Source organism: Streptomyces sp. NPDC005925 (genome assembly GCF_040638805.1).
GTDB lineage: Bacteria > Actinomycetota > Actinomycetes > Streptomycetales > Streptomycetaceae > Streptomyces.
In genome coordinates this window covers 53,009-78,360 of sequence record NZ_JBEXVL010000025.1, presented here as the reverse complement: position 1 = coordinate 78,360, position 25,352 = coordinate 53,009, and the positions used below count along the sequence as shown (strand labels likewise).

Below are 25,352 nucleotides of genomic sequence, written 5' to 3'. Positions count from 1 at the left end.
TCTGGTGCGTGCGGCTGCAAGGCGGAGGAGGGCGTCAACGCGGAGCGTTGGCAACCGACGACAACGCGGCAGACGTGCGTGCCGGACCCCGCGACGCCGGGGTGACCCGAACGACAGGCCCTAGCGGACCTCGGTGATCTCCGGGCCGCGCTGCAGCTGGCCCATGCCGCCGGAGAACCGGGAGCCGGCCTGCTCGTCCTGCTGGACGCCCTCGGGAACCATCTGGGCGTCGTTGGGCAGCTTCAGGACGATCGGGTCACGCGGGGCCATCGGCCCCTCGCCGCGGACCACGACCGTGTCCCGGAAGATCGACTCCAACAGCCCGGCGGCCTGCGGCTGCACCGCGCCCTGACCTGAGATCACGCCGCGCAGGAACCAGCGCGGGCCGTCCACACCGACGAACCGCACGACCTGGAAACCGCCGGTGCCGTCGGGCAGCTGTACGGGCACCTGGGCACGCAGCTCCCAGCCCAGCGGGCCCTCGACCTCGTCGATGATGCCGCCCTGCTGGGTGATGCCGCCCGCGATCTCGTCGCGGACCTCGCCCCAGATGCCCTCGCGCTTGGGGGCGGCGAAGGCCTGCAGCTGGATGGCGCTGTCGCGCAGGACGACGGTCGCCGCGACGATCGCGTCGCCGGCCACCTCCACCCGCAGCTCCATGCCGTCGACGCCGGGCACGAACATGCCGCCCAGGTCGACCCGGCCCTCGGCCGGCTCACGGACCTCGGAGATGTCCCAGGGCCCGTCGGGCCGGGGCTCCGGCTCCAGTCTCACGCGCTCGCGCACGGTCTCTTCGTCCGCCTCGGTGTCGACGCTGTCGACGACCTGCTCGGCCTCGCCGGCCGCGCCCTCGGCGGCATCCCTCTTCTTGCGACGTCCGAACACGTCACTGTCCTTCCCGGTCGGATACGACCGAAGCGTATCGATGGCCACCCGCCTGGCCGCCCAGGGCGGCCTGACCGTCTGTGCCGCACTCGCCGCCCACCGAGGCGTGGCCCCCGGTGGACCCGAAGCCCCCCTCGGCCCGCGCCGAATCGGGAAGTTCCGCGACCTCCTGGAAGCGGACCCTCTCGACCTGCTGGACAACCAGTTGGGCAATCCGGTCGAAGCGCTCGAACCGCACACACTCGCGCGGGTCGAGATTCACTACGATCACCTTGATCTCCCCACGGTACCCGGCATCAACCGTCCCTGGGGCATTCACCAGTGCCACACCGCAGCGTGCGGCAAGTCCGGAACGCGGGTGCACGAAGGCCGCGTACCCCTCGGGGAGCGCCACGGACACCCCCGTGGGCAGCACGGCCCGCTCGCCGGGCGCGAGCACGCACGCCTCGGTGGTCCGCAGATCGGCCCCGGCGTCACCGGGATGCGCGTACGAGGGCAGCGGTACGTCGGGGTCGACGCGGCGGACCGGCACCTCGAGCCCGGGGCGGCTCACGGGTTCACCTCGAAGGCTCGGGCCCTGCGGACCTGGTCGGGGTCGCTCATGGCGGCCCGGATCTCTTCCTCGCGGCCGTTGTCGGTGAAGTGCTCGACCTTGACCTCGACGAACAGTCCGTCCGCGCGGACGGCGACAGGACCGTCGGGGCCGCCGATCCGGCCGGTGGCCCTCGAGTAGATCTTCCGCCCGGCCACCGCGGTCGCCTCGGCCGTCAGATGCAGTGTCGTGCCGACCGGCACGGGGCGCACGAAGTCGGTCTCCAGACGGCCGGTCACGGCGATGGTGCGCAGCAGCCAGTTCAGGGAACCGAGGGTCTCGTCCAGGGCGGCGGCCAGCACTCCGCCGTGCGCGAGCCCGGGGGCGCCCTGGTGGGCGGCCTGCACGGTGAACTCGGCGGTGACGGACACGCCTTCGCCGGCCCGGGCCTGCAGGTGCAGTCCGTGGGGCTGCTCGCCGCCACAGCCGAAACACTGGCCGTAGTGGGCCCCGAGGAGTTCACCGGGGGCGGGGGCGTCGGGGTGCCGTACGGGACGCGCCGCGTCGGCGGGGGGCTGAAGAGCTGCGGAAGTACCACTCACAGGCGCAGACCTTACCCGCGAGTCCGTGCTCGCCGGACACCGTGCCAAGCTTGGTTTCATGCAGCTCTCCGCGCCCCCGTACGAAGAACGTCTCACCGCCCCCCGCTCCTGGTGGTTGATCTCCGTGCTCGTGGGGGTGTCGCTGGCTCTGGTGCTGCTGATGTTCGGCACGCTGCCGATGCTCGGCGGACTGGCCGGCGGCACGGCGGTCGCGGCGGTCGTCACCAGCGCGTACGGCTCGGTGCGTATCCGGGTCGTGGGGGACGCCCTGATCGCGGGCGAGGCGCGCGTGCCGGTGTCGGCGCTGGGCGAGAGCGAGGTGCTGGACGCGCAGGAGGCGCTCGCCTGGCGCACCTACAAGGCGGACGTACGGGCCTTCCTGCTGCTGCGGTCGTACATCCCGACGGCACTGCGCGTGGAGGTCACCGACCCCGAGGATCCGACGCCGTACCTGTACCTGTCGACGCGGGAGCCGGAGCGGCTCGCTCAGGCGCTGCGGACGGCGAAGGCGGCGGCGCGGGACGGCAGTTGATCTCCCGCTGACCGCCCGCCGACTGCCGCGGCGCCGGCACGGCGGTACGGCGGTACGGCGGTACGGCGGTACGGCGGTACGGCGATACGGCGATACGGCGATACGGCGATACGGCGATACGGCGATACGGCGATACGGCGATGGTGCCGGGAGACCCGGTGCGGCAGAGGCCGGCGTCGGCCGCTCTCAGGGCCCAGATTCCTTCGGGCCCTTCTTCATGTCCAGGGCGTCCGGCGGGGGCTCGATGGCGGGCAGGTCACCGAGGGACTCCCACGGCACTTGGTGCTCGCGCAGACTGGCTCTGATCCGGGCGGCGATCTTGCGGGTGTCCCTGCGGTTGATGACCGCGCCGACGGCGGCACCCACCATGAAGGGCAGCAGGTTCGGCAGGTCACGCACGAGGCGCTTCATGATCTGCTGCCGCAGCTGCAACTTGAGGGGACCGTTCAGCGTGGCGCTCAGGGTGGACGGCTTCGTCACGTCGACGCCGCGTTCGCCCGACCAGGAGGTCAGGTAGGCGGTGGAGCGCTGTCCGAGATTGCCGGGCGGTCGTCGGCCGTACACCTCGTGGAGTTCGGCGATCAGCTTCAGTTCGATCGCCGCGACGCCGGTGATCTCGGCGGCGAGTTCGGTCGGCATCGCGGGCGGCACGGGGAGCACGGCCGCCGCTCCGACGCCCGCACCGACCGTGGCGCTCGCCCTGGCGGCGCCGGCCACGAGCCGGTCGGCGATCTGCTCAGGACCGAGACCGGGGAACTGGTTGCGGAGCGTCGCCAGGTCCCGCACCGGAACGCGCGGGGCGATGTCGATGATCCGGTCGGCGAGATACGTGAGCCCCGCGCGGGCCGCGTCGCCGCTCTTGCGTACGCCTGCTCTGGCGCCGTCCCGGATCGACGCCCGCCGCCGCACGGCGGGTGGGGTGCCGGCGCTGTCCGGGGTCGCCGGGAGGTCACCCCGGTCTCCCGTGGGTTCGAGCGAGGCCGCCGCCGCGGCGGTGGGGCCTCGCTCGTCGTCACGCGCGCCGATCGGGCCGTCCGGCCCGTAGTCCGCCTCCCTCGAGGTCTCCCTCTTGGTGAAGCGGCGCTTCCAGGGAGGGGTCGAGCCAGTCACGGCCGACCCGTCCTCAGTCGCAGTCGCGGCAGATCGGCTGACCGTTCTTCTCGCGGGCCAGCTGGCTGCGGTGGTGCACCAGGAAGCAGCTCATGCAGGTGAACTCGTCCTGCTGCTTGGGCAGCACACGGACTGCCAGTTCCTCGTTCGAGAGGTCGGCGCCGGGGAGCTCGAGGCCCTCTGCCGCCTCGAACTCGTCGACGTCGACTGCGGAGGCCGACTTGTCGTTCCGTCGAGCCTTCAGCTCTTCGAGGCTGTCCGAGTCGACATCGTCGTCGGTCTTGCGTGGAGTGTCGTAGTCGGTTGCCATGGTCGCTCTCCCCCTCTGGGTGTCTGCGGTGTCTCCAGCGCACGTAACGCGTGAGAGGCCGGACTTGTGCCCGACCCGAGGCGGAGATTTTGCCTCACATCAAGGTCTGTTACTCAATCGACACCCAACCGGACCCCTCAAGAGTGATCGGCTTGGATGGCGAAGGGGACCGTACACGGTCCGGATGCCGCACCTCAAAGGCATCCCCCCGTGTACTTCCCGTGACCGGGACCACCGGAAACCAGGATTTTCCCGGCTTTCCCGCGCCCGGCATGATCACGGAGAGTGGATAACCCGGAAATCGCCCTTGTGATCGATCACACACGGGTATCCCGGGTGGCACCGTCGAAAATTCCGCGCAAAGCGAACATCCCCCTGTGCCGGGGTCATGATCTCAGACGGGCAGCGCGACACGCATCACGAGTCCCCCTCCTTCCCGGGGCTGGGCACAGATGTAGCCGCCGTGCGCGCGGGCCACCGACCGGACGATGGACAGGCCGAGCCCGACGCCCTTGTCACTACCCGTGCGCTCGGTGCGCAGCCGTCGGAACGGTTCGAAAAGATTGTCGACCTCGTACGCCGGCACGACCGGGCCCGTGTTGGACACCACCAGCACCGCCTGGCCGTGCTGGATCTCGGTGGTCACCTCCACCCAGCCCTCCTCCGGCACGTTGTACCGCACGGCGTTCTGGACGAGGTTCAGGGCGATCCTCTCCAGCAGGACGCCGTTGCCCTGCACCACGGCGGGCTCACGCTTCCCGCGGATCTCCACGCCCTTGGAGTCCGCCTCTCCGTGCACCTGGTCGATGGCCTGCGAGGCCACCTCGGCGAGGTCCACGGCCTTTCTCTCGATGATCTGGTTGTCGCTGCGGGCGAGCAGCAGCAGGCCCTCCACGAGCTGCTCGCTGCGCTCGTTGGTGGCCAGCAGCGTCTTGCCGAGCTGCTGGAGCTCCACCGGGGCGTTCGGGTCGGACAGGTGCACTTCCAGCAGCGTGCGGTTGATCGCGAGCGGGGTGCGCAGCTCGTGGGAGGCGTTGCCGACGAAGCGCTGCTGGGCGGTGAAGGCCCGCTGGAGCCGCTCCAGCATGTCGTCGAAGGTGTCGGCGAGCTCCTTCAGCTCGTCGTCCGGGCCGTCCAGCTCGATCCGGCGGGAGAGGTCCGAGCCGGCGACCGCGCGCGCCGTGCGGGTGATCCGGCCGAGCGGCGACAGGACGCGGCCCGCCATCGCGTAGCCGAAGGCGAAGGCGATCACGGCGAGGCCGAGGAGGGCCAGCAGGGAGCGGCTGAGGAGGTTGTCCAGCGCGTGCCGGCGCTGTTCGTTGACGCACTCGTTCATGGCGCTGTTGAACGTGCTGGGCGAGGCCTGGTCCGGCAGGTTGCACATCTCGCTGGTGACCTTGCCCTCGACGATCCTGAAGGGCAGGTCACTGCCGACGTTGAGGGCCTGGGCGGCCAGCAGGTAGATGATCGACAGCAGCAGGATGCCGGCGATCAGGAACATGCCGCCGTACAGCAGCGTGAGACGTATGCGGATGGTCGGGCGCAGCCACGGGAAGGGCGGCACGGGCTTGTGCGGGTCCCAGGTGGGCCTGGGGGGAGCGGCGGGGGGTGTGGGGGTGGCGGCCATCGGGCGTCAGATCCGGTAGCCGGAGCCGGGCACCGTGACGATGACGGGCGGCTCGCCCAGCTTGCGGCGCAGGGTCATCACGGTCACCCGCACGACGTTGGTGAACGGGTCGGTGTTCTCGTCCCAGGCCTTCTCCAGGAGCTGCTCGGCGGAGACGACGGTGCCCTCGCTGCGCATCAGGACCTCCAGGACGGCGAACTCCTTGGGCGCGAGCTGGATCTCCCTGCCGTCGCGGAAGACCTCGCGGCGGTTGGGGTCGAGCTTGATGCCGGCGCGCTCCAGGACCGGCGGCAGGGGCAGGCCGGTGCGCCGGCCGAGGGCGCGGACGCGTGCGATGAGCTCGCTGAAGGCGAAGGGCTTGGGCAGGTAGTCGTCGGCGCCGATCTCCAGGCCCTCGACACGGTCGCTGACGTCGCCGGACGCGGTGAGCATCAGCACGCGGACGGGCATGCCGAGCTCCACGATGCGGCGGCAGACGTCGTCGCCGTGCACGAGCGGGAGGTCGCGGTCCAGGACCACCACGTCGTAGTCGTTGACGCCGATGCGCTCCAGGGCCGCCGCGCCGTCGTACACGACGTCGACGGCCATGGCCTCCCGGCGCAGTCCGGTGGCCACCGCATCGGCGAGCAGTTGCTCGTCCTCGACGACGAGTACGCGCACGTCGCTGGTCCTTCCTGGTGTCTGCCCGCGCGGGGGGGGGATCCCGGGCATGCGGGGGCAGGGGGCTTGTCGTGTGTGGTGCCTCCATCCTGCCCTTTTCGGCCGTAAGTCGGCTGTAAGGCGGACGGACGGCGGCGGCTCGGCCGGGGTGGGAAGGAGAACGGGAATGCGAGATTTTTCGCCTTGTTGAGGTTTCCACGGCGGGGACCGAGGGGAGGACGGCTTTACACCCCGCGATCACCCTCTGCTCGTACCGCACGACCAGGCGGTACGAATGATCCGCTTTCCGCAGGGCGGGCGTGGGTGTCCGGCACCGTCGCCGCCCCGGCCGAGCGGCGCTGGGCATCCGCTGGAGACGTGATCGTCCCTCCGTACAGGCACACCCCCGTGCCACCGACCCACGACCCAGGACGAGGGGGCGCAGCATGGACGCTTTCACCGCAGGACTTCTGCAGCGTATAAGGGCCACCGAGTCGGACCTCTCCCGGGCTCGTGACGAGGGCGACGACTTCCTCGTCGAGGTGGAGCAGGGAGAACTCGACGACCTGCGCCGTCTCGCTGCCGAGCACGGTGTGGAGGTCGGCGCCTACAGCGTCTGATCCGGCGAGTTCGTACGCGACGGTGCCCCGGCGGTTCGCCGGGGCACCGTCGCGTCGCTGTCAGTCGTGCCAGGCGCCGTAGTCCTCCAGGAGCTGCTGGAGGGGTTCGAAGACGCCGGGCGTGCCCGCGACCGTCAGGTCCCGTGAGGGGCGTTCCGCGGGGCGGCCGCCGGTGAGCGCGCCCGCCTCCCGGGCGATCAGGTCGCCGGCGGCCCAGTCCCAGGCGTTGAGTCCGCGCTCGTAGTAGCCGTCGAGGCGGCCCGCGGCCAGGTCGCACAGGTCGACCGCCGCCGAGCCGCCGCGCCGGATGTCGCGCAGCTGCGGGATCAGCTTCGCGGCCACCTCGGCCTGGTGGGCGCGGACGTCGGTGACGTAGTTGAAGCCGGTGGAGACCAGGGCCTGGTCCAGCGGCGGTGCGGGGCGGCAGGCGAGCCTGCGCTCCCCCGCCCACGCGCCGGACGCCCAGGCACCCCGGCCCCGCACCGCGTGGAAGGTCTCGCCGCGCATCGGGGCCACGACGACGCCGACGACGGTCTCGCCGTCCTGCTCGGCGGCGACGGACACCGACCAGGTGGGCAGGCCGTAGAGGTAGTTGACCGTGCCGTCCAGCGGGTCGACGACCCAGCGGACGCCGCTCGTGCCCTCCGTGAGGGCGCCCTCCTCGCCGAGGTAACCGTCGTGCGGACGGCGGTCGGCGACCAGGGTCGTGATCAGCTTCTCCGCCGCGATGTCCATCTCGGTGACGACGTCGATGGGGCTCGACTTGGTGGCCGCCACCGCGAGGTCGGCCGGGCGCCCGTCACGCAGCAGGTCCCCCGCACGGCGGGCGGCCTCCAGCGCGATCGCGAGCAGTTCCGAGTGCAGGGGGTCGATCACGGGGCTCCTCAGGCGTAGGGGCTGTCGGCGCCCGCCGCGGCGGGCCGGGGGGCGCGGGCCGGACAGCAGCCGACCGGGCACAGGTGGTGGCTGGGGCCGAGCGCGCCCAGGGCACAGGGTGTGACGTCGCCGCCGCTCTCGACGGCGGCCCGCTCCAGGACGAGGTCGCGGACGGCGGCGGCGAACCGGGGGTCGGCGCCGACGGTCGCCGAGCGGCGCACGGGCAGACCGAGCTCCTCCGCCTTGGCCTTGGCCTCCGTGTCGAGGTCGTAGAGCACCTCCATGTGGTCGGAGACGAAGCCGATGGGGGCCATGACGACGGCCGGAACGCCGGCCGCGTGCCGCTCCTCGAGATGGTCGCAGATGTCGGGCTCGAGCCAGGGGATGTGCGGGGCGCCGGAGCGGGACTGGTAGACGAGCTGCCAGGGATGGTCGACGCCGGTGCGCCCCCGGACGGCGTCGGCGATCAGCTGCGCGACGTCGAGGTGCTGTCTGACGTACGCGCCGCCGTCGCCGCGCTCCTCGACCGTGCCGGAGGTGTCGGCCGCCGAGAGCGGGATGGAATGCGTGGTGAACGCGATGTGGGCGCCGTCGCGGACGTCGTCGGGCAGGTCGGCCAGGGAGCGCAGCACGCCCTCCGCCATGGGCTCGACGAAGCCCGGGTGGTTGAAGTAGTGCCGCAGCTTGTCGGCCTTCGGCAGCTCCAGGCCCTCGTCCTCGAGGGTGGCGAGCGCGTCGGCGAGGTTCTCGCGGTACTGCCGGCAGCCCGAGTACGACGCGTACGCGCTGGTGGCCAGTACCAGGATGCGGCGGCGGCCGTCGCGGACCATGTCGCGCAGTGTGTCCGTCAGGTAGGGCGCCCAGTTGCGGTTGCCCCAGTAGACGGGCAGGTCCAGGCCGTGGTCCGCGAAGTCCTTGCGCAGGGCGTCCAGCAGGGCGCGGTTCTGGTCGTTGATCGGGCTGACCCCGCCGAACAGGAAGTAGTGCTGCCCCACTTCCTTCAGGCGTTCCTTCGGGATGCCGCGCCCGCGCGTCACGTTCTCCAGGAACGGCACCACGTCGTCGGGTCCCTCGGGGCCGCCGAACGAGAGCAGGAGCAGGGCGTCGTAGGGGCTGGCATCGCGCACGTCTGGCATGAGTCGATCCTGCCACCCGGCACTGACAGCCGGGAAACGGCGGGCGCCGCGTGCGCGCCGCGCGGTCCGCCGGAAAGCGGCACGTGTCGGGGCCACCTGCCCCGTAAGCTGTGTCGACTGCTCTCGTGCCTTACTGAGGCCTCTCGGAGACATCGTTGCCCAGTCCTTACCGCGCCCTGTTCGCCGCCCCCGGCTCCAGGGGTTTCTCCACCGCGGGGTTCCTCGGCCGGATCCCGGTGTCGATGATGGGCATCGGCGTGGTCACGATGATCTCCCAGCTCACCGGACGGTACGGCCTGGCGGGCGCGCTGTCGGCCACCATCGCGCTGTCGGCGGCGGTGGCGGGCCCGCAGGTGTCGCGTCTGGTGGACCGGCACGGCCAGCGGCGGGTGCTGCGCCCGGCGACCCTGGTGTCGCTCACCGCCGCGGCGGCCCTCCTCCTGGCCGCGCACCACCACTGGCCCGACTGGACGCTGTACGTGTGCTGCGTCGGCGTGGGCTGCGTGCCGAGCGTCGGCGCGATGGTCCGGGCCCGCTGGGCCGCCCTGTACCGGGGCACCCCGCAGTTGCACACCGCGTACTCCTTCGAGTCCGTGGTGGACGAGGTCTGCTTCATCGTCGGCCCGGTCATCTCCATCGGGCTGTGCACGGCATGGTTCCCGGAGGCGGGGCCGCTGCTCGCCGCCTGCTTCCTCGCGGTCGGCGTGTTCTGGCTGACCGCGCAGCGTGCCACCGAGCCGGTGCCGCACCCGCGCGAGACCGGGGGCGGCGGCACGGCGCTGCGTTCGCAGGGTCTCCGGGTGCTGGTCGGCACGTTCGTGGCGACCGGGGCGATCTTCGGCGCGGTCGACGTGGTCACGGTGGCTTTCGCCGAGGAGCAGGGGCACAAGGGCGCGGCGAGCGTCGTCCTGGCGCTGTACGCGACGGGCTCCTGCGCGGCGGGCGTGGTGTTCGGTCTGATGCGCTTCGCGGGGGCGCCCGAGCGCCGCTGGCTGCTGGGCGTGTGCGCGACGGCCGTGAGTATGATCCCCCTCCTACTGGTCGGGAACCTGCCGTTCCTGGCCGTGGCGCTGTTCGTTGCGGGTCTGTCCGTCGCTCCCACGATGATCACGACGATGTCCCTCCTCGAAGAGCACGTACCGCGCGCGCAGCTCACCGAGGGCATGACCTGGGTGAGCACCGGGCTCGCGGCCGGAGTCGCACTCGGCTCCTCCGCGGGCGGCTGGGTGATCGACGAGGCGGGAGCGCGTGCCGGGTACGGGGTCCCGGTGGCGGCCGGGGCCGTCGCGATGGTGGTCGGGTTCGTCGGGTACGGCCGGCTCGGGCAGCCGGCTCCGGATCGGGGAGGCTCCGTTGGGCAGCACAGCGAGCGGGAAGAACGGCACGTGGCGTAACTGGGGCGGCAACGTCTCGGCCCGTCCCGCCCGGGAGGCCGCCCCGGCCTCGGTCGGGGAACTGGCCGAGGCCGTACGGCGGGCCGCCGGGGACGGGCTGCGTGTGAAGGCCGTCGGGACCGGGCACTCCTTCACCTCCATAGCCGCCACCGACGGCCTGCTGATACGCCCTCACCTGTTGACGGGCATACGCACCATCGACCGCGACACCATGACGGTCACGGTGGAGGCCGGCACCCCGCTCGAGCGCCTCAACAGGGCACTGGCGCGCGAGGGCCTGTCACTGGCCAACATGGGCGACATCATGGAGCAGACGGTGTCCGGCGCCACCAGCACCGGCACCCACGGGACCGGCCGCGACTCCGCGTCCATCGCCGCTCAGATCACCGCCCTGGAACTGGTCACCGCCGACGGCTCGGTACTGACCTGCTCCGCCGAGGAGAACCCGGAGGTCTTCGCGGCGGCCCGCATCGGCTTGGGCGCACTGGGCGTCGTCAGCGCGATCACCTTCCGGGTGGAGCCGGTCTTCCTGCTCACGGCCCGCGAGGAGCCGATGCCCCTCGGGAAGGTCCTGGCCGACTTCGATCAACTGTGGACCGAGAACGAACACTTCGAGTTCTACTGGTTCCCGCACACCGAGCGCTGCCACACCAAGCGCAACAACCGCAGCATGGGCCCGGAGCAGCCCGTCGGCCGCGTCGGCGCCTGGATCGAGGAGGAGTTCCTCTCCAACGGTGTCTGGCAGACGGCCAATCTCCTCGGCCGCGCGATTCCGGCCACGGTGCCCGCGATCGCGAAGGCCGCGAGCCGCGCCTGGTCGGCCCGCACCTACACCGACATCCCCTACAAGGTGTTCACCTCTCCGCGCCGGGTGCGCTTCGTGGAGATGGAGTACGCCGTCCCGCGCGTGGCGGTCACCCGGGTGCTCCGCGAGCTGAAGACCGCGATCGACCGCTCCGGCCTGCGCATCAGCTTCCCCGTCGAGGTGCGCACCGCCCCGGCCGACGACATCCCGCTGTCCACGGCGTCGGGCCGCGACAGTGCCTACGTCGCCGTGCACATGTTCAAGGGGACGCCGTATCAGTCGTACTTCACCCTGGCCGAGCGGATCTTCGCCGCGCACGAGGGCCGGCCACACTGGGGCAAGGTGCACACCCGGGACGCCGAGTACATGGCACGGCTGTACCCGCGTTTCGCCGAGTTCACGACACTGCGGGACCGTCTCGACCCGGACCGGGTGTTCCAGAACGACTATCTGCGCAGGGTCCTGGGGTCGTAGCCCGAGGGGCGGCGTCCGCGTTCGGCCGCCTGCGCGCCTCCGTTCGGCAATGGCGTGAAGTACGCCACGTTCACGCTCGAGGAATCCGGGCAGGGGGCGGCCAAGTAGTCCCCCTTGCCAGAAGTTGGGCGGCGTGCCAATCCACGCACGTGGCCCAAATGGAGTACTGTTGCGAGCCCTGAGTCCGGTCTCCCCTAGGGTGCACGGGGCCTCATGGACCGCCGGGAGGGGGCTAGTTGCACAGGGTGACGCAGTTGGTCACTTAGCGTTGCGAGTAGGTACCGTGCCATAACGGCGATCCAGGGCCCGCGCCCGACACGCCGGGCAACTCGGCAAGGTTGTGGCAGGCTGCACCCGGGCAGGCCACACTCGACTAGCGGAAGCAGCGACGCACGTGACGTCGGCAGGCACCACCCGGGAGGTCCCCATGCCCGAACTGCGTGTCGTGGCCGTCTCGAATGACGGCACACGGCTGGTGCTGAAGGCTGCGGACTCAACGGAGTACACGCTTCCGATTGATGAACGCCTGCGCGCCGCCGTGCGCGGCGACCGTCCCCGCCTCGGCCAGATCGAGATCGAGGTGGAGAGCCATCTCCGCCCCCGCGACATTCAGGCGCGTATACGAGCCGGCGCGACAGCGGAAGAAGTCGCGCAAATGGCCGGCATCCCCGTGGACCGCGTACGCCGCTTCGAGGGTCCCGTTCTCGCGGAGCGCGCCTTCATGGCGGAGCGGGCCCGCAAGACCCCCGTCCGCCGCCCCGGCGAGAACTCCGGTCCGCCGCTGGGCGAGGCCGTCCAGGAGCGGCTGCTGCTGCGCGGTGCCGAGAAGGACACCGTGCAGTGGGACTCCTGGCGCCGCGACGACGGCACCTGGGAGGTCCTGCTGGTCTACCGGGTCGCGGGCGAACCTCACGCGGCGAGCTGGACGTACGACCCTCCGCGACGGCTGGTGCAGGCCGTCGACGAGGAGGCACGCTCGCTGATCGGCGAGTCCGACGACCTCGCCTCCTCGGAGCCCAGCTTCCCCTTCGTGCCGCGCATCGCCCGGCTGCCTCGCGACCGTCCGCTGGACCGTTCCCTGGACCGGGAGCGGCCGAGCCTGCCCGCGCCGCAGTCCGAGCCCGGCGACGACATCGCGGTCACGGCCTCGGGCGAACGGGACTCGCTGACCAGCCTGCTGGAGGCCGTGCCGAGCTTCCGGGGCGACCTGGTGGTCCCGGAGCGCCCCACGGAGCCCGACGCGGACGAGCAGCCGGAGCCCGAGGCGGAGGAACCGCCCGCGCCCGCGGCGTCGGCCGGTTCGGCCTACGCCGACGTGCTCATGCCGCGTTCCGTCGGCAGCCACCGCGACCGGCTGATCGGTTCCACCGACCGTCAGGCCGAGGCGGACGGCGTCCGTCCGGGCCGCCGCGCCGCCGTGCCCAGTTGGGACGAGATCGTGTTCGGGACGCGGCGCAAGAAGCAGGAGTAGTCGCAGGACTGTGGGGGTGAGGGCCCGTGCCGGGTGGCGCGGGCCCTCACCCACGTACGGCTGACGGTCGTGCCGCGTGCGTACGGCTACCGGGGGTCGGGGCCCGTCGCGACCGGGCGTTTCGGGTCCGCGGACCACTCCGACCACGAGCCGACGTACAGCGCGGCCGGGATGCCCGCCACGGCCAGGGCCAGCACCTCGTGGGCGCCGGAGACGCCCGAGCCGCAGTACACGCCGATGTCCGAGCCGCCGGACGCGCCGAGCGCCTCGAAACGCGCCCGCAGTCGCTCCGCGGGCAGGAAGAGTCCGTCCGCCGTCACGTTGTCGGTGGTCGGCGCGGACACGGCGCCCGGGATGTGCCCGCCGACCGGGTCGATCGGCTCCGCCTCGCCCCGGTACCGCTCCCCCGCGCGCGCGTCGAACAGCACCCCGGAGCGCGCCAGGTCCGCGGCGCCGTCGGCGTCGAGCAGCCCCGCCTCGCGCGGCACCGGCACGAAGTCGCCCTCGGCCGGCGCCGGCACCGCCGCCTCCAGCGGGCCCCGCCACGCCGGCAACCCGCCGTCCAGTACTCGCACGTTCGGGTGACCCGTCCAGTGCAGCAGCCACCAGGCGCGAGCCGCCGCCCAGCCCTGGCCGCCGTCGTACGCGACGACCGGCCGCCGCGCCGACACGCCCGCCCCGCGCATCGCGGCGCCGAACACCGCGAGATCGGGCAGCGGATGCCGGCCGGCCGCGCCGGGCGCACCGGCCAACTCCCGGTCCAGGTCGACGAAGACGGCGCCGGGCAGGTGGCCGGACGTGTAAGCGGCGCGTCCGTCGAAGGGTGGTTCACCGGCCGCTTTGGCGGCGCTCAGCTGCCAGCGGACGTCCAGGAGGACGGGCGGGTTCTCGCCCGCGAGTTCGCTCACGAGTTCGGATGCGGAGATGATGACACTCATGGTTGCCATCCTTGCGCACGGGGTGGCCGACTCGTTCGTGTCGGGCTACTCTGCTCGGCCCGGCACTTTCGGTCACGTGGTGTACGGGATCAAGTACAAGCTGTACAGCCGATCAGCACTCGTCGACGTGCCCAAAAGTGGACGGCAGCCGCACATCCGGGTGTTACCGGACACGGAGCGCGTCGCAGGGCACGGCACGGCGGGTGGTGCGACCATCGGCACGGGGCGGCGAGCGGACGCGACCACGGCCACCGCGAGGGGCCGAGAAGAGAGTGACGATGACCGATGCACGGGGGCACGCTGCTCGGGCCCGGTACGCGCCCGGCATGCCCTGCTGGGTGAGCCTGATGGTGCACGCGGTGGACGCGACCCAGGAGTTCTACGGGGCACTGTTCGGCTGGGAGTTCCAGCCGGGCCCGCAACGACTCGGCCCGTACGTGCGGGCCCTGCTCGACGGCCACGAGGTGGCGGGCATCGGCCGGCTGACCCCGGACCGTGATCTGCCCGTCGCCTGGACCCCGTACTTCGCCACGGACGACGTGGACGCGACCGCCGAAGCGGTGCGGCTGTGCGGCGGCACGGTCGGAGTGGGCCCGCTGGACGCCGCCGACTCCGGGCGCCTCGCGATCGGTTCCGATCCGACGGGTGCGGTCTTCGGCATCTGGCAGGCCGCGGCGCACCTCGGCACGGCGGTCACCGGCGGACCCGGCACACCCGCCTGGAACGAGCTGCTGACCTCCGAGTCGGCCGGCGCCGCGAAGTTCTACGAGTCGGTGTTCGGCTACGAGGAGGACGCGGCCGGTTCCGCCGACTCCGACTCCGACTCCGACTCCGACTACGTGACGCTGCGCCTCGACGGCCGCCCGGTCGCCGCCATCCACGGCATGGGCGCCGACCTGCCCCGGGAGCACGGCCCGCACTGGATCACGTACTTCGAGGTCGCCGATCTCGGTGCGGCCCTGGAGCGGGTGGAGCGGTTGGGCGGCCGGGTCCTCGGGCCCTCCGGGCACAGCGCGCGGGGGCGGGTGACCATGGTGGCCGACCCGGAGGGGGCCCGGTTCTCGCTGCTGTGCGGTACGAGGTGACTGCCTCGGCCGCGGCGGCCGGTGGGACCGGGTCGGGCAGGCCGGACGGGTCGGCTGCCGGGGCTGTTCAGGTCGAGGGCACCGGCAGGACGTCCGGGGAGAGTGCCGCCGCGCGGGCCGTCGCCGCCGTCATGCGGCGCCGGTGGTGCCGGCGGCACAGCACCTCGTAGCCGACGTCGTCCGTGGAGTGGTTGACGTCGCCGACGACCACCTGGGCGCCCTCGACCACCATGACGCCGCCTATGGTGCGGGCGTTGTGCGTGGCGCGGGCGCCGCACCAGCACAGCGCCTCCACCTGGAGCACCTCGACGCGGTCGGCGAGTTCCACCAGCCGCTGGGAGCCGGGAAACAGCTTGCTGCGGAAGTCGGTGGTGATACCGAAGGCGTAGACGTCGACCTCCAGGTCGTCCACCACGCGCGCGAGCTGGTCGATCTGTTCCGGTGCGAGGAACTGCGCCTCGTCGGCGATGACGTAGTCCGCCCGCCCGCCGTGCGAAAGGTGCTCGACGAGGTAGGCGTACAGGTCCGTGCCGTCCGCGACCTCGACCGCGTCGGTGACCAGGCCGAGGCGTGAGGACAGTTTGCCCTCGCCGGCCCGGTCGTCCCGCGTGAAGATCATGCCGGCCAGACCGCGGGCCGAGCGGTTGTGCTCGATCTGGAGAGCCAGCGTCGACTTCCCGCAGTCCATCGTTCCGGAGAAGAACACCAGCTCGGGCATGGAGGGTTGAGCACCTTTCGGCGAAACGGGGGCGAGGGCCTGGTCAGGAGCGTACTTCGAGCAGGGGGACCAGTTGCTCGGCGGGGGTCAGCGAACCGTGGTTGCCGACCATCGAGGACTCCTTCGGCTCCCGCTCGGAGGCGATGAGCAGCACGTCGTCCCGAGCGGCGGCCACCACGTCGCCGATGCGGTCGTACACCCGCTCGTCGATGCGCGGGCCGAACCAGCCCGCCGCGATCGCCTCGTCCCGCGAAGCCACCCAGAACTGCTCGCCCAGCACCTCGCGCCAGCAGGTCAGTACGTCGCTCTGCGCGCCCGGTACCGCGTAGACGTGGCGGGCGCGGCCCTCGCCGCCGAGCAGGGCGACGCCGGCGCGCAGCTCCCAGTCGTGGTCGAAGTCGAGGCGGTGGTCCTCGTCGAACGGCACGTCGATCATGCCGTGGTCGGCGGTGACGTAGAGCGCGGTGCGCGGCGGGAGCTGCTCGGCGAGGCGCTGCACCAGGCGGTCGACGTACATGAGCTGGCCGCGCCAGGTGTCGGAGTCGACGCCGAAGCGGTGCCCTGCGCCGTCGACCTCGGCGTAGTACGTGTAGACCAGGGAGCGGTCGGCGGCGGCCAGTTGCCGGGCCGCGGTGTCCATGCGGTCCTCGCCGGCGAGCCGCCCGTGGAAGGCCCCGCCGCTGAGGGCGACCTTGGTCAGTGGGGTGTTCGCGAAGGTCGGGGAGGTCACCTGGGCGGCGTGCACCCCGGCCTCCTGGGCCAGCCGGAAGATCGTCGGGTACGGCTGCCAGGTGCCGGGGGCGGTCCACGGCTGCCAGCGCAGCTGGTTCATCAGCTCGCCGGTGTCCGGGTCGCGCACCGTGTAGCCGGGCAGGCCGTGGGCACCGGGGGGCAGACCGGTGCCGACGGAGGCGAGGGAGGTGGCGGTGGTCGCCGGGTAGCCGGCGGTGATCGGGCGTCCGGTGCCGCCGCGTGAGGAGGCGAGCAGGGAGGTCATGAAGGGCGCCTCGTCCGGGTGCGCCCGCAGCTGCTCCCAGCCGAGGCCGTCGATCAGGAACACGCAGTTCCGGTCGGCGGGGGTCAGCTCGCGGATGGCGGCGGTCGTCCCGGGTACGTCCATGCCGGCGGCGAGCGTGGGCAGCAGGTCGGCGAGCGAACCGGAGCCGTACGCCGGCAGGGGCGCGGTGTCCGGGGCGAGCGGTTCCGGGTGGTCGTCCCAGGCGGCGGGCTGCGCCATCAGTGCGTCGGATCCGCGGTCGCCTCGGAGAGGGCCTGCGCGAAGACGAGCGCCTGGCGCACCGTCTCGGGGCCGTCCCCTGCCTCGCTGACGCGCAGACTCAGGTCGTCCGCCGTCGAGTTGCCCGTGTAGCCGTGGTCCGCCTCGCAGTTGGGGTCGCCGCAGGCCGCGGGCTCCAGGTCGATGCGGGCGACGGCGCCCCAGCCGATGGTGAGCACGATCTCGCGGGGCAGGGTGCCCGGCGTGTACGACTCCGGGTTGGCGACGACGCGGCTGACGACGATCGACGAGATCCGGTCCAGCTTCACGGACTCCGTCGACGTCGTGGCGTACGGCGTCGGGGACGTGCTGTCGGCGGCCTGCTCGTCGGTATGGCTGACGATGAAGCGGTTGCCCGTGAGGACGAGCACCGTCACGTGCCGCCGCACCTCGTTCTGGTCGAACGTCGTCTCCTGGTGGACCAGGTACGACCGGACGGGCTCGCCGCCCACGGCAGCCTCCACCGCCTCGGCCACGAGGGCCGGGTAGTAGCCGCTGCGCTCGATCGCCGCACGCAGCCCCTGGGTCGTCGTACTGGTCTTGGCCATGCGCCCATCCTACGGGGGACCACTGACTACGAGGCACCGCTCGGGCCGGTCCGGCCGGGTCCCGGTGGCCGGTTCCGGCAATGGTTCCGGCGGTTTGTTTTCAGTAAGCCGGGAGGGTACGTGGTCCCAGGTCGTCGCGGGCAGGAGGCGGCGCGAGGCGTACGGAGGCCGTCAGGACGCTCAAGCCCTGCTGAGCGACCACGACGGGCTCCAGAGTGACGGCCACGACTTCGGAATGATCGTCCACCAGGCGAGACACTCTCAGTAGCACTTCCTGCAGCGCGGGTGTGTCGACGGGGGCGGAACCGCGCCATCCGAACAGCAGGGGCGCCGTCCGGATGGACCGCACCAGGGAAGTGGCCTCGCGGTCGGTGACTGGAATCAGCCGGTGCGCGGTGTCTCCGAGCAGCTGGGAGGCGGCCCCCGCCAGTCCGAAGGAGAGCACGGCGCCGGCCGCCGGGTCGATCACGGCCCGCACGACCGTGTCCACGCCCCGGGGTGCCATCCGCTGCACCACCGGGCGCAGCTCCTCCGGCGTGCCGAAGAGCTCCGTCAACTCGGCGTACGCCCGGCGCAGTTGCTCCTCGTGCGCGAGATCCAGGCGTACGCCGCCGAGGTCGGCGCGGTGCCGCAGGTGCGGGGCGGTGGCCTTGAGGGCGACGGGATAGCCGAGTGTGCGGGCGGCAGCGGCGGCCTCGTCGGGCGTGGGGGCGGGCAGGGCGCGCTGGACGTGGATGCCGTAGGTGCTCAGCAGCTCGCGGGTCTCGTCCGTGCCGAGTGTGAGGCCCTGGCCGCGTGCGAGGAGGCCGTCGATCCGTTCGGCGGCGGCCTTCTCGTCGATGTCCTCGAACTCGGGCACCCTGCCGGGGTCGGCCGCGTCCCGCCGCCACTGCGCGTACCGGACGGCCTCGGCCAGGGCGCGTACCGCCCGCTCGGCGGCGGGGTAGGCGGGGATGAGGGCAGCGGGGGCGCCCGCGGCGGGGGCGGCGGGTCCGCCGGTGGCGGGCGCGGCCGGACCGGACGTGGCGGGTGAGGCCGGACCGAACGTGGCAGGCGCGGGCGGGCCGGACATGGCAGGTGGGGGGACGGGGCCGGACGTGGCAGGTGGCCGGGCCGCCGTGGAGGGGCGTGGCCCGGCGGGGTGCTCGGCCGTCGCCGGGCGGCCGGCCTTCGCCGGATGGCCGCCCGGGGGTGGGTGGGCGGCCGGGGGTGCATGATCGCCCGGGGGTGGTGGCTGGGTGCCGCGTGGGGTGCCGGTGGCGGCCCGGGGTGCTGTGCCGGCCGCGGCCGACAGGGCGTTCGCGAGCCCGCCCAGCTCCACGTGCACGACGAGCACCGGCTTGGACGGGACCGTCTCCGCGGCCGAGCGCAGGGCCTCGGCCAGCGCCGCGTCTCCCGCGCGGTCCTCGCCGACCGTGGGGATCGCGGTCACGACGACCGCGTCGGACGTGTCGTCGGCGAGCGCCCGGGACAGCGCCGCGCGGAAGTCCTCCGGGGTGGCGCCGGTCGTCAGGTCCAGGGGCGGCTGCGGGTGCAGGCCCTCGGCGAGGCAGGCGTCGTAGGTGAGGAGGCCGAGCGATTCGGAGTTGCCGAGGACGGCCACGCGCGGGCCGGTCGGCAGGGGCTGGCGGGCGAGCAGCAGGCCCGCGTCGACGAGCTCGGTGATCGTGTCGACGCGGATCACGCCGGCCTGGCGCAGCAGCGCCGACACCGTGGCGTGCGGCAGCCGGGTGGCGCGTACGGCGTGGCCGGGCGGGGCCGCGCCGCCGTGCCGGGCGCCCTGGACGACGACGAGCGGCTTCGCCGCGGCCGTGCGCCGGGCGAGACGGGTGAACTTGCGGGGGTTGCCGATCGACTCCAGGTACATGAGGACGACGTCGGTGTCGGGGTCGTCGTACCAGTACTGCAGGACGTCGTTGCCCGAGACGTCGGCGCGGTTGCCGGAGGAGACGAACGTCGACACGCCCGTGACACCGGTGACGCCGCCGCCGCGCCGGTGCAGCCGGGACAGCAGGGCGATGCCGATGGCGCCGGACTGGGCGAACAGGCCGATCCGGCCGGGCCTCGGCATCTCGGGGGCGAGGGAGGCGTTGAGCCGGACCCGCTCGGAGGTGTTGATGATCCCGAAGGCGTTCGGCCCGATGATCCGCATGCCGTACGCGCGCGCGTGCCGCACCAGTTCGCGCTGGCGCTCCCGGCCCTCGGGGCCGCTCTCGGCGTACCCGGCGGTGATCACGACGAGTCCTCGCACGCCGTGCTCGCCGCACTCCGTGACGACCTGGGGCACCTGCTCGGAGGGTACGGCGACGACGGCGAGGTCGACCGGTTCCCCGATGTCCCCCACCGAGCGGTGGGCGGGCACGCCGTCGATGTCCTTCTGCCCTTCTGGCAGCGCCCGGTTCACGGCGTACAGGCGGCCGGTGAAGTCGCCGTCCCGGATGTTGCCCAGGACGCTGCGGCCCACCCCGCCGGGGGTGCGGCCGACGCCGATGACGGCGACCGAGCCGGGCGTCAGCAGCCGTTGCACGGACCTCGCCTCGGCGCGGTGCTCGCGCGCGTACTGCACGGCGAGGGAGCGGTCGGTGGGCTCGAGGTCGAATTCCAGGCGGACGACGCCGTCCTCGAAGCTGCGCTTCTGGGTGTAGCCCGCGTCGGTGAACACCTTGATCATTTTGTTGTTGGCGGGCAGCACCTCGGCGGCGAAGCGGCGGATTCCGCGCTCGCGGGCGACGGCCGCGATGTGTTCCAGCAGGGCGGAGGCGACGCCGCGGCCCTGGTGGGCGTCCTGCACGAGGAAAGCGACCTCGGCCTCGTCGGACGCGGAGGGGTCGGGCGCCACGCGTCCTGCGGCGGGGGCGGGCGACGGGCGGGAGGACGCGGGCGTGCCGTCGGCGCCGATCCGGTCGTAGCGCACGGTGGCGATGAACTCGCCGCCCACCGTGGCCGCGAGCCCCACCCGGTCCACGAAGTCGTGGTGCGTGAAGCGGTGGACGTCCTTCGCCGACAGGCGCGGGTAGGGCGCGAAGAAGCGGTAGTACTTCGACTCGTCGGAAACCTGCTCGTAGAAGCTGACCAGGCGCTCGGCGTCGTGCGCGGTGATGGGGCGGACACGCGCGGTGCCCCCGTCGCGCAGCACCACGTCGGCCTCCCAGTGCGCGGGATAGTCGTGCCGGTCCGACGGGGTCTGCATGGGGCCCAGCGTACGGCTCGCGTATGACAACGGCGCGAGGCAGTCTGTGGAGGACGGCCGCCGTGCGGGCTGCATACATGGCGCCGCCCTGGGCACGCTTCACCGTGCGGAAATCCGGCTGGACACCCCTGGTTCATCTGAAGGGCAGCATCACATGGCTGAGCGCCGCGTCAACGTCGGCTGGGCCGAGGGTCTCCACGCCCGCCCCGCCTCCGTCTTCGTCCGGGCCGCCACGGCCTCGGGCGTCCCGGTGACGATCGCCAAGGCCGGGGGCGACCCCGTCAACGCGAGGTCCATGCTGGCCGTGCTGAGTCTTGGCGCCCAGGGCGGTGACGAGGTCGTCCTCACCTGTGACGCCGAGGGCGCCGACGTCGCCCTGGACCGGCTGGCGAAGCTGGTCGCCGAGGGTCTCGAGGAGCTTCCCGAGACCGTCTGACCATCGAACGGCATCGCGCGGAGCCGTGCCCCCTTCCCGCGGGCGCGGCTCCGGCGTCAGCCGTTCGCGGCGCACCGCCCCGGAGCGGGCGCTCGTGGGCCCCCGGGCGCTCGTGGAGCCTGTGGCGTCTCAGACGTGCACGCCGTGCGAGCGGAGGTAGGCGACGGGGTCGATGTCGGAGCCGTACTCCTGGCCGGTGCGCGCCTCGAAGTGCAGGTGGGGGCCGGTGACGTTGCCGGTCGCGCCGGACAGGCCGATCGGCGTTCCCGGAGTGACCTGCCGGCCGACGGAGACTTCGACGGAGGACAGGTGGCCGTACTGGGTGTACGTGCCGTCGTTCATACGGATCACGACCTGGTTGCCGTACGCGCCGCCCCAGCCGGCCTCGACGACGGTGCCCGGGCCCACGGCCTGGACGGGTGTGCCGCCGGCGGCGTGGAAGTCGATGCCGGTGTGGCTGCCGGAGGACCAGACGGCGCCTCCGCTCCGGTAACCGGTGGAGACGTACGAACCCGCGACCGGGGCGACGTAGGTGTTCAGGCGCTTGCGCTCGGCCGCGCGGGCGGCCCGCTCCTTGGCCGCGCGGGCCCGTTCGGCGGCCTCCTCGGCTGCCTTCGCCGCCTTCTCGCGGGCGGCCTCGACGGCTTTGCGCTCCGCCTCGGCCAGGTCGGCGGCCCGCTGCTGGGCGGCGACCTGGGCCTCGATCTCGTCGGCGACCGAATCGCCGATAGTGACGACCGGGGTGAGACCGGTCTGCTCGGCGGCGGGCTCGGCGGCGAGCGCCGGGGCCGCGAGGGTGCCGACGACGCCGGTGGCGGCGAGGGCCGCCACGCCCGCCGCGCGGGCGGTGGAGCGATGCATTCGGCTGGGACGACGGTGCTTCCCGGTGGCGCGCGTGAACGCCATGTACAGGCTTGTCCTTTCCTTCCCTCTCGCCTACCGGGTTAGCTGACGGGTTCGGAGCAGGAAGGTCTCCTACGGACCCCCTCGCGGCACGCGCGGGCGTCCGATTCACCCCAGGGACTGATGGTGGGTCCCCGGCTCCCCCGGCTCGCGCCGTAGGGGGACTCGGCGATGACTGTCCGGTGCCGCGGGTGCGGCGCACTGCCTGACGGACAGACCGGACGACGCTAAACGGGACATCTTTCGATCCCCAAACCGAAGGCGGCTTTTGTAGCGCATGCCACAGGCCAGACAGGCAGCCTCTCCCGCAATCCCCGCCAATTCCGGCATACGGGGGCCCTGGTGGCCGGTCAGCCACCAGGGCCCCCGGTTCGTGCGAGGTCCGGCGTCCTGTCGGTTCAGCTCGCTATTCGGCGGGGACCACCGTGACCTCGCCGATGCCGAGGGCCTCGACGGGCTCCTTGATCCGGGCCGCGTCGCCCACGAGGATCGTCACCAGCCGGTCCCCGGGGAAGGCGCTGACGACCGCCGCCGTGGCCTCCACGGTGCCGGTCGCGGCGAGCTGCCGGTACATCGTGGCCTGGAAGTCGTCGGGCAGGTGCTGCTCGACCTGGTCGGCCAGGGTGCTCGCCACGGCCGCCGCCGTCTCGTACTTGAGCGGCGCCACGCCCACCAGGTTCTGCACCGCCACGTCACGCTCGGCGTCGGTGAGGCCCTCCGCGGCGAGCGTGCGCAGCACCGTCCACAGGTCCTGAAGGGCCGGGCCGGTGCTCTCGGTGTCCACGGAGCCGCTGATGGCGAGCATCGCGGCACCCGAGCCGTCCGGGGCGGACCTCAGGACCTGCGCGAACGACCGCACACCGTAGGTGTAGCCCTTCTCCTCGCGCAGGACGCGGTCCAGGCGGGAGGTGAGGGTGCCGCCCAGGCAGTACGTGCCGAGGACCTGCGCGGGCCACACGCGCGCGTGCCGGTCCGGTCCGACGCGGCCGATGAGCAGCTGCGTCTGGACGGCGCCGGGCCGGTCCACGACGACGACGCGGCCGGTGTCGTCGGCGGTCACCGGCGGCACGGGACGGGCGGCGGCCGGGGAGCCGGTCCACGCGCCGAGCGTGTCGCCGAGCAGGGCGTCCAGGTCGGTGCCGGTGAGGTCGCCGACGATCACGGCCGTGGCGGTGGCCGGCCGCACATGCCGCTCGTAGAAGGCGCGCACGGCCCCGGCGTCGACGGCGGCGACCGTCTCCTCGGTGCCCTGGCGCGGGCGCGACACGCGCGAGTCGGCCGGGAACAGCTCTCTGGAGAGCTCCTTGGCCGCCCGCCGCGCGGGGTTGGCCAGCTCGTGCGGGATCTCGTCCAGGCGGTTGCGGACGAGCCGCTCGACCTCGCTGTCGGCGAACGCGGGCGCCCGGAGGGCGTCGGCGAGCAGCCCGAGTCCCTTGGCGAGGCGGGAGGCGGGCACCTCCAGGCTGAGGCGCACACCGGGGTGGTCGGCGTGCGCGTCGAGGGTGGCGCCGCAGCGCTCCAGCTCGGCGGCGAAGTCCTCGGCGGAGTGCTTGTCGGTGCCCTCGGAGAAGGCCCGCGCCATGATCGTCGCGACGCCGTCCAGTCCGGCGGGCTCCGCCTCCAGGGGCGCGTCCAGGAGCACCTCTACGGCGACGACCTGCTGGCCGGGGCGGTGGCAGCGAAGCAGGGTGAGGCCGTTGCCGAGCGTGCCGCGCTCGGGTGCGGGGAACGCCCAGGGCCTGGGCTCGCCGCCCTGCGGACGGGGGTGGAAGTCCATGGGGGCCAGGTCGGTCACTTGGCCGCCTCCTCGTTCTCGTCGGTGGCGTCACTCGCGTCGGTCGTCGCGTCGGCGCCCGCTTCGGTCCCGGGCCCGGTCGGCTCGTACACGAGCACCGCTCGGTTGTCGGGTCGCAGGCGGGCCTTGGCGACCTCCTGGACCTCCTCGGCGGTCACCTCGAGCACGCGCTGCACGGCGGTGAGGGCGAGCTGCGGGTCGCCGAACAGGACGGCGTACCGGCACAGTTCGTCGGCGCGGCCCGCGACCGTGCCCAGGCGGTCCAGCCACTCGCGCTCCAACTGGGCCTGGGCGCGCTCCATCTCCTCGGCCGTGGGGCCCTCCTCCGCGAACCGGGCGAGCTCCTCGTCGATCGCCGTCTCGATGACCGGCACCTCGACGTCGCCCGACGTCTTGACGTCCAGCCAGCCCAGGGAGGGCGCCCCGGCGAGCCGCAGCAGACCGAAGCCGGCCGCGACGGCCGTACGGTCCCGGCGCACCAGCCGGTTGTACAGGCGGGAGGACTCGCCGCCGCCGAGGACGGTCAGTGCCAGGTCGGCCGCGTCGCACGCGCGCGTGCCGTCCTGCGGCAGACGGTAGGCCGCCATCAGGGCACGCGCGGGAACCTCCTCCTCCACGACCTCGCGCAGCTGCTCGCCGATGACGTCCGGCAGCGTGCCGTCGCGCGGGGCGGGCTTGCCGTCGTGCCCGGGGATGGAGCCGAAGTACTTCTCGATCCAGGCGAGCGTCTGTCCGGGGTCGATGTCGCCGACCACGGAGAGCACGGCGTTGTTGGGCGCGTAGTACGTACGGAAGAACGCGCGTGCGTCCTCCAGTGTCGCCGCGTCCAGGTCGGCCATGGAGCCGATCGGGGTGTGGTGGTAGGGGTGGCCCTCCGGGTAGGCGAGGGCGGTCAGCTTCTCGAACGCCGTGCCGTAGGGGACGTTGTCGTAGCGCTGGCGGCGCTCGTTCTTGACGACGTCCCGCTGGTTCTCCATCGACTCGTCGTCCAGGGCGGCGAGCAGGGAGCCCATGCGGTCGGCCTCCAGCCAGAGAGCGAGCTCCAGCTGGTGGGCGGGCATCGTCTCGAAGTAGTTGGTCCGCTCGAAGCTGGTGGTGCCGTTGAGCGAGCCGCCCGCGCCCTGCACCAGTTCGAAGTGACCGTTGCCCGTGACCTGGGCGGAGCCCTGGAACATCAGGTGCTCGAAAAGGTGAGCCAGGCCGGTGCGGCCCTTGACCTCGTGGCGCGAGCCGACGTCGTACCAGAGGCACACCGCGGCGACCGGGGTCAGGTGGTCCTCGGAGAGCACCACGCGCAGGCCGTTGGCCAGGCGGTGCTCGGTCGCTGTCAGGCCGCCGGAGCCTGCCTGGGCTGTGGCCGTGTGACCCATGGGCATGTACGTCCCTTCGATCGCGGAAACTACAGGGAAACCGCCGGATGCTGCCGGTCCCGCCACTGTATGCAAGCGTG

At 72.7% G+C, this 25,352-nt stretch carries 24 protein-coding genes and 1 riboswitch; of the genes, 7 read left to right on the top strand and 17 right to left on the bottom strand.

From position 1 onward, the window contains the following. Positions 1–120: 120 nt before the first annotated feature. Genes ABZ354_RS23410 through ABZ354_RS23400 form a run of 3 tightly spaced genes read right to left on the bottom strand, consistent with a single transcriptional unit; the run spans position 121 to position 2,019 of the window. Complete coding sequence (locus ABZ354_RS23410; protein ID WP_358659730.1) at positions 121–885, bottom strand: DUF3710 domain-containing protein; 765 nt, start codon at positions 883–885, stop codon at positions 121–123. Between the two features lies 1 nt (position 886). After that, positions 887–1,438, bottom strand: a complete 552-nt coding sequence (gene dut, locus ABZ354_RS23405) for a dUTP diphosphatase (RefSeq protein WP_358659729.1) — start codon at positions 1,436–1,438, stop codon at positions 887–889. Further along, a complete protein-coding gene (locus ABZ354_RS23400) occupies positions 1,435–2,019 on the bottom strand; it encodes a PaaI family thioesterase (protein ID WP_358659727.1) in 585 nt (194 codons plus the stop codon). Before ABZ354_RS23400 ends, dut begins: the two co-directional genes overlap by 4 nt. A 58-nt stretch (positions 2,020–2,077) precedes the next feature. Between ABZ354_RS23400 and ABZ354_RS23395 the strand changes: the two genes are divergently transcribed. Beyond that, entirely contained in the window at positions 2,078–2,551 is a 474-nt protein-coding gene (locus tag ABZ354_RS23395; protein ID WP_358659725.1) for a DUF3093 domain-containing protein, read from the top strand. 186 nt (positions 2,552–2,737) lie between these two features. Here the strand turns inward: ABZ354_RS23395 and ABZ354_RS23390 are convergent, their stop codons facing one another. The 4 genes from ABZ354_RS23390 to ABZ354_RS23375 all read right to left on the bottom strand — a co-directional run bounded on the left by ABZ354_RS23390 (position 2,738) and on the right by ABZ354_RS23375 (position 6,258). Next, a complete protein-coding gene (locus tag ABZ354_RS23390) occupies positions 2,738–3,661 on the bottom strand; it encodes a hypothetical protein (RefSeq protein WP_358659723.1) in 924 nt (307 codons plus the stop codon). Positions 3,662–3,674: 13 nt separating this feature from the next. Next, entirely contained in the window at positions 3,675–3,971 is a 297-nt protein-coding gene (locus tag ABZ354_RS23385) for a DUF4193 domain-containing protein (RefSeq protein ID WP_003993510.1), read from the bottom strand. Between the two features lie 394 nt (positions 3,972–4,365). Further along, a complete protein-coding gene (locus tag ABZ354_RS23380) occupies positions 4,366–5,598 on the bottom strand; it encodes a HAMP domain-containing sensor histidine kinase (protein ID WP_358659721.1) in 1,233 nt (410 codons plus the stop codon). 6 nt (positions 5,599–5,604) lie between these two features. Next, positions 5,605–6,258: a response regulator transcription factor gene (locus tag ABZ354_RS23375; RefSeq protein ID WP_358659719.1), complete on the bottom strand. Its 654-nt coding sequence runs from the start codon at positions 6,256–6,258 to the stop codon at positions 5,605–5,607. A gap of 425 nt (positions 6,259–6,683) precedes the next feature. Between ABZ354_RS23375 and ABZ354_RS23370 the strand changes: the two genes are divergently transcribed. Then, positions 6,684–6,857, top strand: a complete 174-nt coding sequence (locus ABZ354_RS23370) for a hypothetical protein (RefSeq protein ID WP_358659717.1) — start codon at positions 6,684–6,686, stop codon at positions 6,855–6,857. 60 nt (positions 6,858–6,917) lie between these two features. Here ABZ354_RS23370 and ABZ354_RS23365 read toward each other — a convergent pair whose 3' ends face one another. Continuing rightward, positions 6,918–7,733 carry an inositol monophosphatase family protein gene (locus tag ABZ354_RS23365; protein WP_358659715.1) on the bottom strand — a complete coding sequence of 272 codons (816 nt, stop codon included), beginning with the start codon at positions 7,731–7,733 and terminating at the stop codon, positions 6,918–6,920. Between the two features lie 8 nt (positions 7,734–7,741). Continuing rightward, positions 7,742–8,869 (bottom strand): ferrochelatase, encoded by a 1,128-nt coding sequence (locus ABZ354_RS23360; protein WP_358659713.1) that lies wholly within the window; start codon positions 8,867–8,869, stop codon positions 7,742–7,744. Between the two features lie 155 nt (positions 8,870–9,024). Between ABZ354_RS23360 and ABZ354_RS23355 the strand changes: the two genes are divergently transcribed. The 3 genes from ABZ354_RS23355 (at position 9,025) to sepH (ending at position 13,013) form a co-directional block, all read left to right on the top strand. Continuing rightward, a complete protein-coding gene (locus tag ABZ354_RS23355; RefSeq protein WP_358659712.1) occupies positions 9,025–10,263 on the top strand; it encodes an MFS transporter in 1,239 nt (412 codons plus the stop codon). Then, positions 10,223–11,542 (top strand): D-arabinono-1,4-lactone oxidase, encoded by a 1,320-nt coding sequence (locus ABZ354_RS23350; RefSeq protein ID WP_358659710.1) that lies wholly within the window; start codon positions 10,223–10,225, stop codon positions 11,540–11,542. Before ABZ354_RS23355 ends, ABZ354_RS23350 begins: the two co-directional genes overlap by 41 nt. A 427-nt stretch (positions 11,543–11,969) precedes the next feature. Continuing rightward, positions 11,970–13,013, top strand: a complete 1,044-nt coding sequence (gene sepH / locus ABZ354_RS23345; protein WP_358659708.1) for a septation protein SepH — start codon at positions 11,970–11,972, stop codon at positions 13,011–13,013. A gap of 86 nt (positions 13,014–13,099) precedes the next feature. Here sepH and ABZ354_RS23340 read toward each other — a convergent pair whose 3' ends face one another. After that, positions 13,100–13,951, bottom strand: a complete 852-nt coding sequence (locus tag ABZ354_RS23340) for a sulfurtransferase (protein ID WP_358659706.1) — start codon at positions 13,949–13,951, stop codon at positions 13,100–13,102. Positions 13,952–14,229: 278 nt separating this feature from the next. Here ABZ354_RS23340 and ABZ354_RS23335 point away from each other — a divergent pair, with 278 nt between their 5' ends. Further along, the gene (locus ABZ354_RS23335) at positions 14,230–15,036 is read left to right on the top strand and encodes a VOC family protein (RefSeq protein WP_358659704.1); all 807 of its coding nucleotides are present in this window, start codon (positions 14,230–14,232) and stop codon (positions 15,034–15,036) included. Between the two features lie 67 nt (positions 15,037–15,103). Here the strand turns inward: ABZ354_RS23335 and ABZ354_RS23330 are convergent, their stop codons facing one another. From ABZ354_RS23330 to ABZ354_RS23315, 4 genes are all read right to left on the bottom strand, one after another. Then, positions 15,104–15,754 carry a thymidine kinase gene (locus ABZ354_RS23330; protein WP_358659702.1) on the bottom strand — a complete coding sequence of 217 codons (651 nt, stop codon included), beginning with the start codon at positions 15,752–15,754 and terminating at the stop codon, positions 15,104–15,106. A 43-nt stretch (positions 15,755–15,797) separates the two neighbouring features. Next, positions 15,798–16,991: a nucleotide pyrophosphatase/phosphodiesterase family protein gene (locus ABZ354_RS23325; protein WP_358659700.1), complete on the bottom strand. Its 1,194-nt coding sequence runs from the start codon at positions 16,989–16,991 to the stop codon at positions 15,798–15,800. Continuing rightward, the gene (locus ABZ354_RS23320) at positions 16,991–17,578 is read right to left on the bottom strand and encodes a DUF5998 family protein (RefSeq protein WP_358659698.1); all 588 of its coding nucleotides are present in this window, start codon (positions 17,576–17,578) and stop codon (positions 16,991–16,993) included. The genes ABZ354_RS23325 and ABZ354_RS23320 overlap by 1 nt, the downstream gene beginning before the upstream one ends. Before the next feature lie 100 nt (positions 17,579–17,678). Further along, on the bottom strand, positions 17,679–20,768 hold the full coding sequence (locus tag ABZ354_RS23315) for a GNAT family N-acetyltransferase (protein ID WP_358659697.1): 3,090 nt from the start codon (positions 20,766–20,768) through the stop codon (positions 17,679–17,681). 154 nt (positions 20,769–20,922) lie between these two features. Here ABZ354_RS23315 and ABZ354_RS23310 point away from each other — a divergent pair, with 154 nt between their 5' ends. Then, on the top strand, positions 20,923–21,204 hold the full coding sequence (locus ABZ354_RS23310) for an HPr family phosphocarrier protein (RefSeq protein ID WP_358659695.1): 282 nt from the start codon (positions 20,923–20,925) through the stop codon (positions 21,202–21,204). Positions 21,205–21,333: 129 nt separating this feature from the next. Here ABZ354_RS23310 and ABZ354_RS23305 read toward each other — a convergent pair whose 3' ends face one another. The 3 genes from ABZ354_RS23305 to ABZ354_RS23295 form a co-directional block, all read right to left on the bottom strand. Beyond that, positions 21,334–22,110 carry a M23 family metallopeptidase gene (locus ABZ354_RS23305; RefSeq protein WP_358659693.1) on the bottom strand — a complete coding sequence of 259 codons (777 nt, stop codon included), beginning with the start codon at positions 22,108–22,110 and terminating at the stop codon, positions 21,334–21,336. Between the two features lie 12 nt (positions 22,111–22,122). Further along, a riboswitch (cyclic di-AMP (ydaO/yuaA leader) is annotated at positions 22,123–22,288 on the bottom strand. Between the two features lie 225 nt (positions 22,289–22,513). Beyond that, positions 22,514–23,902, bottom strand: coding sequence for a pitrilysin family protein (locus ABZ354_RS23300; protein WP_358659691.1), 1,389 nt, complete (start codon positions 23,900–23,902; stop codon positions 22,514–22,516). After that, entirely contained in the window at positions 23,899–25,278 is a 1,380-nt protein-coding gene (locus ABZ354_RS23295; protein ID WP_358659689.1) for a pitrilysin family protein, read from the bottom strand. Before ABZ354_RS23295 ends, ABZ354_RS23300 begins: the two co-directional genes overlap by 4 nt. Positions 25,279–25,352 lie beyond the last annotated feature (74 nt).

Excerpts from the sequence above, each read along its gene's own strand:
- ABZ354_RS23395 (WP_358659725.1), top strand. The coding sequence starts at position 2,078 with ATGCAGCTCTCCGCGCCCCCGTACGAAGAACGTCTCACCGCCCCCCGC.
- ABZ354_RS23385 (WP_003993510.1), bottom strand. The coding sequence starts at position 3,971 with ATGGCAACCGACTACGACACTCCACGCAAGACCGACGACGATGTCGAC.
- ABZ354_RS23380 (WP_358659721.1), bottom strand. The coding sequence starts at position 5,598 with ATGGCCGCCACCCCCACACCCCCCGCCGCTCCCCCCAGGCCCACCTGG.
- ABZ354_RS23370 (WP_358659717.1), top strand. The coding sequence starts at position 6,684 with ATGGACGCTTTCACCGCAGGACTTCTGCAGCGTATAAGGGCCACCGAG.
- ABZ354_RS23360 (WP_358659713.1), bottom strand. The coding sequence starts at position 8,869 with ATGCCAGACGTGCGCGATGCCAGCCCCTACGACGCCCTGCTCCTGCTC.
- sepH (WP_358659708.1), top strand. The coding sequence starts at position 11,970 with ATGCCCGAACTGCGTGTCGTGGCCGTCTCGAATGACGGCACACGGCTG.
- ABZ354_RS23340 (WP_358659706.1), bottom strand. The coding sequence starts at position 13,951 with ATGAGTGTCATCATCTCCGCATCCGAACTCGTGAGCGAACTCGCGGGC.
- ABZ354_RS23335 (WP_358659704.1), top strand. The coding sequence starts at position 14,230 with ATGACCGATGCACGGGGGCACGCTGCTCGGGCCCGGTACGCGCCCGGC.
- ABZ354_RS23330 (WP_358659702.1), bottom strand. The coding sequence starts at position 15,754 with ATGCCCGAGCTGGTGTTCTTCTCCGGAACGATGGACTGCGGGAAGTCG.
- ABZ354_RS23325 (WP_358659700.1), bottom strand. The coding sequence starts at position 16,991 with ATGGCGCAGCCCGCCGCCTGGGACGACCACCCGGAACCGCTCGCCCCG.
- ABZ354_RS23320 (WP_358659698.1), bottom strand. The coding sequence starts at position 17,578 with ATGGCCAAGACCAGTACGACGACCCAGGGGCTGCGTGCGGCGATCGAG.
- ABZ354_RS23315 (WP_358659697.1), bottom strand. The coding sequence starts at position 20,768 with ATGCAGACCCCGTCGGACCGGCACGACTATCCCGCGCACTGGGAGGCC.
- ABZ354_RS23310 (WP_358659695.1), top strand. The coding sequence starts at position 20,923 with ATGGCTGAGCGCCGCGTCAACGTCGGCTGGGCCGAGGGTCTCCACGCC.
- ABZ354_RS23305 (WP_358659693.1), bottom strand. The coding sequence starts at position 22,110 with ATGGCGTTCACGCGCGCCACCGGGAAGCACCGTCGTCCCAGCCGAATG.
- ABZ354_RS23295 (WP_358659689.1), bottom strand. The coding sequence starts at position 25,278 with ATGCCCATGGGTCACACGGCCACAGCCCAGGCAGGCTCCGGCGGCCTG.